Raw genomic sequence first — 12,361 nt, 5'->3', positions numbered from 1 at the left:
GTCACTCCCCCTCCTGCGCCGCAAGCCCGGCGGCGCCGCGCAGGTGGGACAGGACCGCCTGGCGCAAGGAGTCAGGGACGAGAACGACAACCGCGTCGCCAAGAGCGGCCACGGTCCCGGCGAAGGAGAAGGGATCCTCGTACTCGACAGCGATGAGATCACGGCCTTCCAGGTGCGCGGGCAGAGCAGGCAGTTCTGCCTGCAGGGCCTGAACCGGATCGAGGTGGGCCCCGGCCAGGCGCAGTCCCAGAGCCCGCCCCGGCAGGGCGGCGAGCAGTGCGCGCCGGCGGCTGGGCGCCTTGGCGGGAAGCCGGGTGAAGGCTCCGGGGCTCCCATGGACGGTGACTGAGCCGGTGATGCGAGCCAGTCGGAAGGTCAGCAGCCTGACGGCGGTTCCTTCCGCTTCCTCCGGTTGTCTGCTGGCGTCTGGGCTGTGGGCACCTGCCGGCTCGACGGCGTCGAGGTACCAGGCGCCCTCGGCCAGGCGCAGGTGGTGCGGCTCGACAGTGCGGGCCCGGGTGCTGCCCGAGCGGGCCGAGACGTAGTCGAAGGTGACCAGGCGGCGCTCGTCGACCGCGGTGATGAGCTCCTCGGGGATCTCCTCACCGGACAGGTCCGCGGTGAGGGCCGGCAGGCTGGCGGAGCCGCCCCCGGTCGTTCCCTCACTGACGGCGCGCAGCTTGGTCAGGGCCCGCCGGGCCGTGGCGGGAAGATCGCCGTCGCGCCATGCGGATGCGGCCAGGCTCAGGCAGGCGGCCTGCTCGGCGCTCAGGTGCAGCGGGGGAAGGGTGTAGTCCTCCTCGATGACCCGGTACCGGGGCTCCTCGGGGCGTCCGGTGGTGGTCACCTCGATACCGAGCTCGCGCAGCGTGTCCTTGTCCCGCTCAAACTTGCGGCGAGCCGAGAGCGGATTCGTGGAGGGGTCCGCCAAGCCGTATCCCGGCACACTGGCCACGAGCTCCTCGGCAGTGAGACCGGTGGTGGTGTTGCGCAAGGTGAGTAGAAGGCTCACCAGGCGTTCCTCGGTGCTACGGGTCGGCTGGCTCACGGTGCCCCAGCCTAGGAGAATCCGGTGGCCTGCGGCTGGTGGCGCGCGCGCCCGGATAGTCTGCCGCCATGATGTGGCGCGACGGCGTAGTGACCGGGACCAGGACGGCATGGGGACCCGCGGGGCGATCCTGCGCCGAGCTGGACGTGGAGATCGTCGGAGCCCCGAATGGTGCGGATGGCCTGCTGCCCGGCCAGCGGATCCGCGCGGTCGCCTACGAGGCCCTCACCGGGCTGCCCGGCGCCGCCGAGCGGGTGAGGCTGGAGGTCTCAGCCCTCGACCGCGCCCTGGGCACGGGCGGGCACGCCATGGTCAGCTCTCGCCTCGACGTCCTGCCCCCCGATCCTCCGCGCGAGGGGCACCTCGTCAAGGCCCGCTACATGCCGGACCAGGTGATGGTCACCGGAGTTGACGAGCAGGGCACGGCCCACCACGGCCTGCTGTCCCAGCCGATCGGCAGCCTCCATCTGGAGGGGATGCCGGTGGTGGTTGCTGACCTGCACTCGAGCCTGCCGGCGGTGCTCGCCGGGCTGCGCTCCCTCGACAGCCGGGAGCAGCCGCGCGTCGTCTACATCATGACCGACGGCGGGGCCCTGCCCCTGGCCTACTCACGTGTCGTTGCCGCCCTGAGCCATGCCGGGTGGCTGACCGGGACCATCACGGCCGGGCAGGCCTGGGGCGGTGACATTGAGGCGGTCAGCGTTCACAACGCGCTCCTGGCGGCCCGTCACGTCCTGCACGCCGATGCCGCCGTCGTCATTCAGGGGCCCGGGAACCTGGGCACCGAGACGCCCTGGGGCTTCTCCGGGGTGGCCTGCGGGGACGCGATCAACGCCATCGCCACGCTGAGCGGACACCCGGTGGCTTGCCTGCGTGTCTCCCAGGCCGATGCCCGCGCCCGCCACCGGGGCGTGTCCCACCACTCGATGACGGCTTACGGACGAGTCGCACTGGCGGGGGCCGATGTCGTTGTCCCCAACCTGGAGGGGCCGCTGGGGGTGCAAGTGCGTCAGGAGGCCGAGGCCTTGTGCGCGCCCCGGCCGGGCGCCGGGCAGCACCGACTCGTCGAGGTCCCCGCCGACGGGCTCCTGGAGCTGCTGCGGGAGGCGGAGGCGCAGACCGGGGTGAGGCTGTCCACCATGCGACGAGGTTTGGATGAGGATGCAGCCGCCTTCATCGCCGCAGCGGCGGCCGGTCGCCACGCGCGCCAGATCCTTGACGAAGGAACGGCACATGGCTGATCGCGACGGCCAACCGGGCGCGACGGCCCGCAGCGCGGTGCTGCCGACGACAGCGAGTCTGTCAGCGGCCTACGACTGGCAGGCCCGTCACCGCATGGTGCCGGGACGAGGAGGTCGCTGGGCACACTACTCGATCCCGGTCGTGGATCTCGCCCTGGGGATCGTCTTCCTCGCCTTCGCACTGGAGTCGGTCACCTTCATCCTGCGCTTCGGCGGCTATGCCATCTATGTTGCGGACTTCGCCCTGTGTCTGGCGTTGGCGCTGACGCAGTTCGGACGTTTGCGTCTCCTGCGTGTCTCCTTCATCGCGACCTACGCCCTGCTGGCGGCCTACGCGATCCTCGTGGTCCTCTCCCCCGTCAACCTCGGCCTCAACCCGATCATCGCCACGGCGATCACCAGTCTTTACACCGTCACCCGCTGGGAGCCTGACCGGCGCTGGGGCACGGCGGCACTCCTGCTGGCTCTGGCCGGCGCCCTGGTCAACCCCGTTACCCTCGCCTCCTACACCCCGCCCTACGAATCAGACGCCGACCCGACGACAGGCTCCGGCTGGGACGGAACCATCCTCCTGGTCAGAGCACTCTCCAGCCTGGTCTTCGTCGGTGCCGTGGTACTCACCTACCTGCTGGCCTCCTCCCGGCGCCGGATCGCCGAGAGCCAGGCCCTCGACGTCGGCATCGCCGCGGCCCAGGCGGTTGCGGCCGAGCGCCTCAGCCTAGCCCGAGAGCTCCACGACCTGGTGGGCCACAGCCTCACCACGATCAAGGTGCAGGCCGCCACCGGCCTGGCCCTGGGCGGCGAGGAACGGCTGCGCAGCACGCTGACCACGGTGCGTGACACCGCCGATGCCTCCCTGGCCTCCGTGCGCCAGCTCGTCTCCGTGCTGCGCTCCGACGCCGGCGAGATCACTCCCTTGGCGGACCTGCGGACCATTCCGGCCCTCATCGAGACGACCCGCAGCTCGGGGAGCCGGATCAGCGCCGTTCTTCCCGAACCGGAGGTCCTGGAGCGGTGCAACTCGGCGTGGTCTGCGATACAACGCCTCACCCTCGTGCGTTTGGTAGGAGAGACCCTCACCAACGCCGTCAGGCACGGAACCGGCCAGATCGAGCTGAGCCTGACACTGTCGCAGGACTCCTGCCACCTTCACGTCGCCAACCCGGTGCCGGACGTCGCAGAGCACTCCCCCTTCGGTGGCAGCGGACTCGTCGGCCTCGAGGAGCGGCTCAGGCTCGTGGGCGGAACCATGACCCACGGCATCCACAACAACGGGGACCACAGCTTCTTCACCATTGATGTCGACTTCCCGGTGGCGCCGCTCGAGCTGCCCGCGAGCGCCATGACCGCCGGCGAGACAGAATCAGGAGACTGCAGATGACGACCAGGACGACCGGTGTTATCAGGGTGGCTGTTGTCGACGATCAGCCGCTGCTGGTCAGCGCCTTCAGTGCTCTCGTGGCCGCACAGCCCGACATGGAGGTGGTTCTGGAGGCCGTCAACGGGCGTCAGGCCATCGACGGCTTGACCACTCGAGCCTCCGGTTCCCACGGAGAGGCCGATCTGGTGCTCATGGATCTGCGGATGCCGGTCCTGGACGGCATCAGTGCCATTCGCGAGCTGCGTGCCGCACCGGCCACTGCCTCGTTGCGGGTTCTGGTCCTCACCACCTTCGACGATGAGGATCTCGTCCTGGCGGCCCTGGGTGCCGGCGCCCACGGCTTCCTCCTCAAGGACGCCGAGCCGACGACGCTGCTGGAGGCGATCCGTGTCGTTGCCGGCGGAGGGTCCTGGCTGGATCCGGCCGTCACCGGAACCGTTCTGGCGCACCTTGATGCAGGTACCGGACCTGGTGCCCCGCCGTCGTCGGCCTCCCCGTCGGCACCGACCGATGGGGCCGTGCCCGTTGTGGGGGCGCCGTCGGGTCCCTACGAGGCTCTCACCGTTCGGGAGGACGCCGTGCTCGCTTTGGTGTGCCAGGGGCTGAGTAACGCCAGTATCGGTGAGCGGCTCCATGTCGCCGAGTCGACGGTCAAGTCCCATGTCAAGACAATTCTGGGCAAGACCGGCTGCCACAACCGGGTCGAGCTCGTCATCTACGCCCTGACCACGGGACTCGTCCAGCCGCGGTAGCTCTCCTCCCCAGGGAGGAGACGGGAGTGTGGGAGCGGATGCGGACTGTATCCCTGGTGGGGATCCGTTGAGGTGCTGGTGCGCACGAGCATGGGGCCATGACAGCCACCACAACAGCATCACCTCACCCCTCCCCCACCCACGGCGCCGGTCACACCCCCGGGCTGAGACTGACGGGGGTCTCGAAGTCCTTCGGCCGCCAGAAGGTCCTCACCGATCTGGACCTGTCAGCCTATCCCGGCCGTGTCTACGGGCTGCTCGGTCTCAACGGGGCGGGCAAGTCGACCGCCTTCAACATCGCCCTGGGGCTGCTCACACCCGACGCCGGGCGTGTGGAGATCCAGGGCGCTCCCTTCTCCCGTCGCAGCCTGGCCCAGGTGGGGGCCTCCATTAACGGGCCTGCCCTTTTCCCCCAGCTGTCCGCGCGACGCAACCTGCTCGTCCACTGCCGTCTGACCGGTACCTCGCCGCAGGCCATCGCCCCGCTCCTGGAGCGTGTCGGGCTGACTGGAGTCGGCAGAAAGCGTGCCGGCTCCTTCTCCACGGGCATGAAGGTGCGTCTGTCCCTGGCTATGGCACTTCTGACCGACCCGGAGGTCCTCATCCTCGACGAGCCCCAGAACGGACTGGATCCTCAGGGCATTATCGAGCTGCGCGATCTCGTGCGGAACCTGGCTGACGAGGGACGCACTGTCGTTGTCTCCAGCCACCAGCTCGGGGAGATCGCCCGCATGAGTGACGACGTCGGGGTCCTGGCGACCGGGCGCCTCGTCTACGAGGGGCCGCTGGCCGACTTCGCCGACGCCGATGACGAACGGGCCATGGAGGCGGCATTTCTGGCGGCAGTCACCGGAAGCGGACGCCGCGTCGGGACGGGGGTGCGCGCATGAGTTCCGTTGTGCAGCCGCAGACCCGAGTGAAGGCACAGGGGACGGCAAAGGTGAGAGTAGGCCTGTGGGACCTGGTGCGCGCCGAGGTCACCCGCAGTCGGCGCACCTTCACCTGGGGCGTGATCGGGGCGACTCTCATCTTCACCGTTCACACCATCATCCTGGCGAATGCCTCAATCTCCTCAGGAGTGGTTACGGAGCTCCAGTGGAACGGCAATGCCCTGGCGTGGATGCACATGTATGCCGGGGGCTTCGCGGTGCCTCTGGGGCTGCTGACCGGGGCGATGGCTCAGTGGCGTGAGCAGCGGTGGCGTCAGGGTGGGACGGCGTGGCGTGCCGTCGCGCCGCGCCGGGTGGCGGGTGCCCGCCTCGTGGTCCTGAGCCTGTCCGCACTGGTCTGCCAGGTGGCGCTGGTCGCCCCGGTGGTGGGGCACGCCCTGATCGTCGGCAACGGCTGGGGTCCGTGGGACCGGTACTTGCTGTTCGCCACCTACATGTGGATCGTCGTCACCGGCGCCTGCGCCTGGGGCATGGCAGCCTTCCACGTGCTGCGAGTTGTTTCCGTAGGGGTCGCCCCTGTCCTCGGCTTCGTCTGGTCCGTGGCGGGCGTGGTCCAGGCCGAGCGGAGCGACTGGTGGATGCTCCCGTGGGCCTGGACGGCGAGGGTCCCATTGCCCCTGCTGGGTGTTCACGGCAGCAGCGTGCTGCTTGAGGCGGACTCACCGGTGTGGGGCTACCCGCTCCTGCCCGGGTTCCTGCTGACGATCGGCCTGACCCTGGCCGGCGTCGGACTGGCCGTACTCTGTGGGGTTTCTGGTGGTGCTGGGGCCTCGGCGTCGTCGGTTTCCCGGCTCAGCAGGCTGCTTCCTGGCGGAAGGGATGCCGTTGACGATCAGTCGGAGACCGTCTCGGTGCAGTCACCGGAGCAGGCCCCAGGCGCGCGACCCCAAAGCACCCCGATTCGTCGAGCCACGCCCACCACCCGCATGGCCCGTGTTCCCGGGCCGCGCAGTGCCGTCCTGGCGATGGCCGGCGTTCTGCCCTGGATCGTGTGGGTGGTCCTGGCGGTCCTGCTGCTCGCCTTCCTGGGGGTCCTCCACGCCGTGTACCCACCAAAGTACGGGCAGAGCTTCCTTGAGCTCATGGGAGTGCCGGTTGCCGCAGCCCTCGTCGGCATTACGGTGTGGGGACGTCTCCAACCTGCCTGGCGCGCGCTCATCACCCGCCGAGGTGCCGGGACCATCCTGACCTCAGCTGCGGTGCTGAGTGGGTTCTTCCTCATCCCGGTCCTGGTCGCCTCCTGGGTTATGACAGTCCTGGGTGACACGTTGACCCGCACCGACCCGAACCTGCCGGCGGTGACCGGTTCGGTCTACGGGGTCATGGTGATGCCGGCCGTTGCCTTCATGATCGCGGCCGTCAGCCTGGCGGTGGCCCTGAGTACCCGGATCGTTGTGGCGATCGTCCTCAACATCATCCTGGTCATCATGGGGCTGCTCATCGGCGGTAACGAGGTCCTGGCAGCCACCTGGCTGTGGAGGCTGGCCCCCTGGGGCTGGATGAGTATCGCTCACCAGTTCCCCGAACGCTGGCTGGAGATCGGCCTCCTGAGCCTGCTCATCGGCTCGGTGGCGATGGGGGCAGCGGTCCTAGGAGCCAGGCGCGCCGCCATCCGGGACTGAGTGGGGGTCTCGGCGGTGGGATGGGGCCCTGGGTGTCACGGTTGGCGACTTTTAGGGTGGCCGTCGGCTGGTGTGCCCGGGCCTGTGTTGCTCTGACCTGCGCATATGTGTGCCAGGGCGCGACGTTATCGGCCAGGGGTGCTCCTAAAAGTCGCCAGCAGTGACACCATCCCGCGGCTGGCGGCCTGCGGTGCGACCGTATGCGCTGGGGCATAGGTGTCAAGCCCCGGGTTTTGTGGAGGCTGGTTTATCTGGTGCCGGTGGTTGCCGGTTGTGATTGTTCGTGGCGGTGGCGGTCGGGTGCCCAGGCGGCTTCGTGCTCGGCGGGGGTTCACATCCCGATGGCGGAGTGTGGCCGGGTGGTGCCCGTACCAGTGGACCCACTCGGCGGTGGCGAGCACGGGCGGCGTCGATGTCCTCCCAAGGGCCCTGGTTACGGATCAGCTCGGCCTTGTACAGCGAGTTGAGCGCCTCGGCCAGAGCATTGTCGTAAGAATCCCCCTTAGAGCCTACAGAGGCGACTGCCTCGGCCTCGGACAGGGCCTGCCCGTAGCGGATGGACCTGTACTGCGCCCCTCGGTCGTAAGTGGTGCACTAGGCCCGTCAGGTCAGCACCGGCTCGTTTCCGCTGCCAGACGGCCATTCTCAGGGCGTCTAGGTGTATGAGGTCATGACGTTGGTGACGTGTGCTGGGACGCGGGTGGCAGGAGGCTGGCTGTGGCAGGCGGTGTGGGGTCGATGGTAGTTGTAGTGGTGGAGCCGGGTCTGGTAGGCGGCCTCGCGCTGGGTCTGGCTGGTGTAGGTGTGAGCGTAGGCCCACTCGCGGACCCGCCTACATCCACCTCTCCGAACGCATGTGCCTGCTACTCGAACAAGTAGGGGCGGAGGACCCGCTGGGGGCGGCCTACAGCTTGTCGAACCTGGTGATCGGCAGCGCGCTCACCGTCCCCCATGGCCCCCAACGAGAAACACGCTCCGATCGATGCTGAGCAAGGCCCCACCTACGCTCGCCTCCGCCGCGAACACCACATCAGCCCAGAAACCATCCTCGCCGACGACATCAACTGCCTCCTCGCTTGCACGAAGCAGACCAGCTAACGGAGACGCCGCGCCTCTTGCAGATCGAGGATGGGCTGCGCTGTGCCTCTGGGAACACGAGAAGCTGCGGTCGATGGCCTCCCGTATCAACGAAGAGGCACGAATGGGTTGCGTCCGCAGACGGCCGAGTGACCCGAGTATCCGGGGTCAGACCGGTCGGGCCGGACCAGATTCAGCGATCCGCTACGGCGTAGGTCAACTACGCCCGCATTCGCGTACCGGTAAAGTGGGAGCAGGTGGCGTGTCGATTCGGCGAGCCGCGTGCCACGACCATCTTGGTCGTGTTACCCTAAATACAGACATCTATGCAGTTAACAGTTAAGGAGCGCTGGAGCTTGGCAGCATACGCAGTGAAGCTGGAGCGCTCAGCACCGCTCGTCCTCCGTAGGCACGCAGACGCTCCGGACGACGACAGTTTCGATGGGTGGTGTCGACTGGAGAGATTGTCTGGACGCCCCCTCGCCGTCGATCTGTTCTCGGGAGCTGGCGGCCTCGGCGCTGGTGTCGAAGCGGCAGGCTGGACCGTCGTTGCCGCAGTTGATCACGATACGGCGGCACTGGAGACGCATCGAGCCAACTTCCGGGGCCAAGCGCTAGAAGTCGACATGGCCGATCAAACACAGGTGACTGAACTCATTGAGCGGCTCCGCCCGCTCGGGATCGACCTCGTCGCCGGAGGTCCGCCCTGCCAGCCCTTCAGCCGTGCCGGACGGGCGAAGATTCGCAGTCTTATCGAGGATGGCGTTCGCGATGAGGTCGACTCACGCAAGGAGTTGTGGCGCTCGTTCATCGATGTTGTCCTCGCGCTGAAACCTCGAGCGGTTCTCATGGAGAATGTGCCCGACATGGCTATCGGTGACGACCTCGCCGTCATCAGAGCGATCGCCAACATCCTGGAAAGCGCTGGATACGTAGTCGACTACCGACTTCTTGACGCATGGCGCCACGGAGTGCCACAGCACCGTAAGCGATTCATCCTCCAAGCACGAAACGACGGGGCTCTGCCGGCTTGGCCGGCCCCAACGGGGCACCGCCCCACCGTCCGTGATGCGATCGAGGACCTTCCTTCGCTCGACGGCACAACCGGCGCGCGCGAGCTGCCCTACACGGGTCGACCATCCAGTGCACTGGCCAAGACTCTTCGTGATGACGACGTGAACGTCGTCTACGACCACATGACGCGTCCGGTGCGGGACGATGACCGCGAGGCGTTCAAGCTCATGACCTCCTCGACCATGTACTCAGACCTCCCTGAGCGCCTGCGCCGATACCGCTCCGACACTTTCAACGATAAGTATAAGCGCCTCGACTGGGACGATCTCAGCAGGACCATCACCGCTCACATCGCTAAAGACGGCTACTGGTACATCCACCCGGAGGAACACCGCACACTCACCGTCCGCGAAGCGGCACGTATCCAGACTTTCCCAGACAGTTTCCGCTTCGCAGGAACCCGCAGCGACGCCTTCCGGCAGATCGGCAACGCAGTCCCACCGGCACTGGGGCGGACAGTTGCAGAGGCGATCCTGCCCCTTGCGGAGCCACGTCAAGAGCAGCCCAGGCTTCCCAATCTGCGTCGGAGGCTGTTGCTGTGGGCCGACGAGCAAAGAAAGACCGCATGGTGGCTCTACCCCGGGCCCGACATGACCGCTGCTGCCGCCGCGGTCGCCGCGCTGCTTGACATCCACCGAATTCCCGCCGCAACCGCCAGGCTATTGATGGAACCACTCCGAGGCGTTCCAGACCTTTCCATCGAGTCGCTCCAGCACATAGATGTGCATGCGCTCAGCAGGACTCGTAAGGACGCCGTAAGACAGCTTCGAGATATTGTACGCGAGAGCCCATCGGTCGACTGGACACCGCGCGTTGCAGCCATGCTCGGCGACGCACAGCACCGCGTGTTTTCGCTACTACGTGGCGGCAACGTGCTTCTTGTCAACGAACACGTCAGCAAGGTCGTGACCCTCCTGATGGAGTTACCCGAAGGGCACACTGGGCTGCGCACTGACATCAAAGTTGCTCTCGCCCAGTTGGTCTCCACCGGCGACGAAGCTGCATTGCGGATGTCCGCAATCCGTGCGATCGCCGTTTCCGAGGCACGAGCCCGAATCCTCGACCCCACCACTACGCAACCAGCAGAGTCGAGGGAAGAGCGAGTCTCATGAGCGCCCATGTCCAGCAGACCACGAACCATGAGCCCTCGGGCAGTGGTGCGCTCCGCCCCAAGGCGCGCCTGCTCCGGACACTCGGCAGCGACCTGATCAGCAGCGACAAGGTCGCCGTAATCGAACTGGTCAAGAACTCTTACGACGCAGACGCCAGCGTCGTTCTCATCCGTTTCCACGGTCCGCTGGAGGAAGCGGAAGGTCGCATCGAGGTATGGGACGACGGCCACGGTATGGACGTTGCCACACTCCAGCGCTCATGGCTCGACATAGCGACCGACACCAAGAGGCGACGCCCTCGCAGCGCCGGGGGCCGACGGGTGCTCGGCGAGAAGGGCATTGGTCGACTCGCCGCAGCTCGGCTCGGTCATGAGATGATGCTCGTCACGCGGATGACTAACACCGACGAGGTCAAGCTCCTGATCGATTGGACGGACTTCGATCGCGAAGACGCGTACCTCGATCAGATCGAGGTCGCCTGGGAAGTCGGAGCACCCGACGTCTTCTCTGACTCCGGCACGGCCGTTGACACCTTCTCCGCAGCTTAGAACGAGACGTGGCATCACGGCCGGGGGACGGTGGTCCAGATTGACCGCCTTTCTCGCGCCTGGGATCGCGATGATCTTCTCGACCTACGCACAGCGCTGACACGGCTGATACGGCCCCGTCCGGGAACAATCCCAAGCCTCGCAAGCGCAGAAGACGCCGAGCCGGACTTCCAGGTGATCCTGGAACTGGTCGACGTCGAGGAAGGCCTCGAAGACCTTGCGGGTCCTATCGAGCCTTCGTCTGATCTCCAGACACCTCATTACAGCCTCACTGGCTCGGTGGATGCCCACGGGACCGCAACGCTTCGCTACACACAACAGGATCCTCCGTTGGAAAAGGATGAGGAGGATATCGGCGTTAAGCAGTTGTGGACCGATGAGAAGCGCTCCCCGCAGGCAGGACCCTTCGACTTCGAAATCAACGTTTGGGACCGAGACAAGACTGCCATTCAACGGACCCTCCAGGAGACCAAGGCAGAGGGCGCAGCGCCCAGCGCGAAGGACTTAAAGGGCTTCCGCGACACACTCAGCGAAGTGGCCGGTGTCAGTATCTACCGAGATGGCTTTCGAGTCCTGCCATTCGGTGAAAGCGGCGACGACTGGCTTGGACTCGACCTAAGGCGTGTCCAGGCCCCAACGCGCCGCCTATCAAACAATCAGATTATCGGGCACGTTTTCATTGGCGCCGACAAGAACGAAGGGCTCAAGGACCAGTCGAACCGAGAGGGCATCCTTGCCGGAACCGCTTACTCTGACCTCCAGACGCTCGTCAAAGCTGCGCTTAATGAACTAGAAACGCGCCGGTACACCGCGCGTCACCCCAAGAAGGGACCAGACGAAAGCAAGGGCGGGCTGTTCGAGCGCTTCGACCTCGGGGAGGTTCGTACCGCTCTGGCCCAGAGTTACCCTGGAGACAAGCGCCTCATCGGACTCATCGAGGACAAGAACCGCGACATCCAAGAAGGAGTAGCCGAGGTTCAGAACGTCCTGTCGCGATACTCCCGACTCGCCACCCTCGGCGCACTCATCGATCGCGTCCTACACGACGGTCGCACCCTCGTGACACGCCTCAAGAACATCGCGCGGTTCGGTACCCGCGACCTCAGCAAGAAGAGCCTTACGGGCAGCGAGAAAATCGCGATCGCTACGGATGCCATGTCGGACACAGCGGTCCAAGCCGATCTCCTCTCCTCTCTCTTCAAACAGATAGAGCCATTCGGCGGTCGCAAGCGGGGACGACCCAAGGAGATCAACGCCAGCGACGTCATCGACAAAGCATTCTCCATATTCCGGCAGGAAGCTAACGACCGCGGCGTCGAACTGGTTCGAGAGGGCGATCCAGTCGCTGTGAAAGTCGACGAAGGTGAACTGTTGACGGTCCTCATCAATCTCATCCAGAACGCCATCTACTGGACCTCCACTCAGCGGAAGGGAGCTGAGCGGAAGGTAATCGCTGCCGCTAGGCTCAACGATGACTCGTCATTGAGCCTCGTCGTGAGCGACTCCGGGCCCGGGGTGGCGGAAGGCATCCGTGCGCACATCTTCGATCCCTACTT

Annotated in this window: 9 protein-coding genes and 2 pseudogenes; 8 read left to right on the top strand and 3 right to left on the bottom strand. The window is 66.3% G+C overall.

All coding sequences use genetic code 11. The features are described 5' to 3' along the window. Position 1 precedes the first annotated feature (1 nt). On the bottom strand, positions 2-1,048 hold the full coding sequence (locus tag AB7V09_RS02760; protein ID WP_419142855.1) for a helix-turn-helix transcriptional regulator: 1,047 nt from the start codon (positions 1,046-1,048) through the stop codon (positions 2-4). Between the two features lie 68 nt (positions 1,049-1,116). Here AB7V09_RS02760 and AB7V09_RS02755 point away from each other — a divergent pair, with 68 nt between their 5' ends. From AB7V09_RS02755 to AB7V09_RS02735, 5 genes are all read left to right on the top strand, one after another. After that, positions 1,117-2,289 carry a DUF3866 family protein gene (locus AB7V09_RS02755; RefSeq protein WP_419142854.1) on the top strand — a complete coding sequence of 391 codons (1,173 nt, stop codon included), beginning with the start codon at positions 1,117-1,119 and terminating at the stop codon, positions 2,287-2,289. After that, complete coding sequence (locus tag AB7V09_RS02750; protein ID WP_419142853.1) at positions 2,282-3,670, top strand: sensor histidine kinase; 1,389 nt, start codon at positions 2,282-2,284, stop codon at positions 3,668-3,670. Before AB7V09_RS02755 ends, AB7V09_RS02750 begins: the two co-directional genes overlap by 8 nt. Then, positions 3,667-4,422, top strand: a complete 756-nt coding sequence (locus tag AB7V09_RS02745) for a response regulator (protein WP_419142852.1) — start codon at positions 3,667-3,669, stop codon at positions 4,420-4,422. Before AB7V09_RS02750 ends, AB7V09_RS02745 begins: the two co-directional genes overlap by 4 nt. 98 nt (positions 4,423-4,520) lie before the next feature. Beyond that, positions 4,521-5,312: an ABC transporter ATP-binding protein gene (locus AB7V09_RS02740; protein ID WP_314920834.1), complete on the top strand. Its 792-nt coding sequence runs from the start codon at positions 4,521-4,523 to the stop codon at positions 5,310-5,312. After that, positions 5,309-6,994 carry a hypothetical protein gene (locus tag AB7V09_RS02735; protein ID WP_419142851.1) on the top strand — a complete coding sequence of 562 codons (1,686 nt, stop codon included), beginning with the start codon at positions 5,309-5,311 and terminating at the stop codon, positions 6,992-6,994. Before AB7V09_RS02740 ends, AB7V09_RS02735 begins: the two co-directional genes overlap by 4 nt. A 368-nt stretch (positions 6,995-7,362) precedes the next feature. Here AB7V09_RS02735 and AB7V09_RS02730 read toward each other — a convergent pair. Together AB7V09_RS02730 and AB7V09_RS02725 are read right to left on the bottom strand one after the other, a co-directional pair. Further along, positions 7,363-7,652: pseudogene (locus AB7V09_RS02730) on the bottom strand (IS3 family transposase); the annotation flags it as partial. Beyond that, positions 7,649-7,816: pseudogene (locus AB7V09_RS02725) on the bottom strand (IS481 family transposase); the annotation flags it as partial. The pseudogenes AB7V09_RS02725 and AB7V09_RS02730, both read right to left, overlap by 4 nt. A gap of 611 nt (positions 7,817-8,427) precedes the next feature. Here AB7V09_RS02725 and AB7V09_RS02720 point away from each other — a divergent pair. The 3 genes from AB7V09_RS02720 to AB7V09_RS02710 form a co-directional block, all read left to right on the top strand. Then, complete coding sequence (locus AB7V09_RS02720; RefSeq protein WP_419142850.1) at positions 8,428-10,257, top strand: DNA cytosine methyltransferase; 1,830 nt, start codon at positions 8,428-8,430, stop codon at positions 10,255-10,257. Further along, on the top strand, positions 10,254-10,805 hold the full coding sequence (locus tag AB7V09_RS02715; protein WP_419142849.1) for an ATP-binding protein: 552 nt from the start codon (positions 10,254-10,256) through the stop codon (positions 10,803-10,805). Before AB7V09_RS02720 ends, AB7V09_RS02715 begins: the two co-directional genes overlap by 4 nt. Positions 10,806-10,979: 174 nt before the next feature. Next, a partial coding sequence (locus AB7V09_RS02710; RefSeq protein ID WP_419142848.1) for a hypothetical protein occupies positions 10,980-12,361 on the top strand: 1,382 nt, incomplete at its 3' end.

Origin of the sequence: Actinomyces sp. SKVG-SVH-4(1) (assembly GCF_048514265.1) — a bacterium.
GTDB classification, from domain to species: Bacteria; Actinomycetota; Actinomycetes; order Actinomycetales; family Actinomycetaceae; genus Actinomyces; species Actinomyces oris.
Note: the sequence above shows the minus strand (reverse complement) of the source record. Positions and strands in the feature narration are given on the sequence as shown.

Bases quoted from the DNA above. Each gene is read 5' to 3' on its own strand.
- AB7V09_RS02715 (WP_419142849.1), top strand. From the start codon at position 10,254: ATGAGCGCCCATGTCCAGCAGACCACGAACCATGAGCCCTCGGGCAGT.
- AB7V09_RS02740 (WP_314920834.1), top strand. From the start codon at position 4,521: ATGACAGCCACCACAACAGCATCACCTCACCCCTCCCCCACCCACGGC.
- AB7V09_RS02745 (WP_419142852.1), top strand. From the start codon at position 3,667: ATGACGACCAGGACGACCGGTGTTATCAGGGTGGCTGTTGTCGACGAT.
- AB7V09_RS02735 (WP_419142851.1), top strand. From the start codon at position 5,309: ATGAGTTCCGTTGTGCAGCCGCAGACCCGAGTGAAGGCACAGGGGACG.
- AB7V09_RS02755 (WP_419142854.1), top strand. From the start codon at position 1,117: ATGATGTGGCGCGACGGCGTAGTGACCGGGACCAGGACGGCATGGGGA.
- AB7V09_RS02750 (WP_419142853.1), top strand. From the start codon at position 2,282: ATGGCTGATCGCGACGGCCAACCGGGCGCGACGGCCCGCAGCGCGGTG.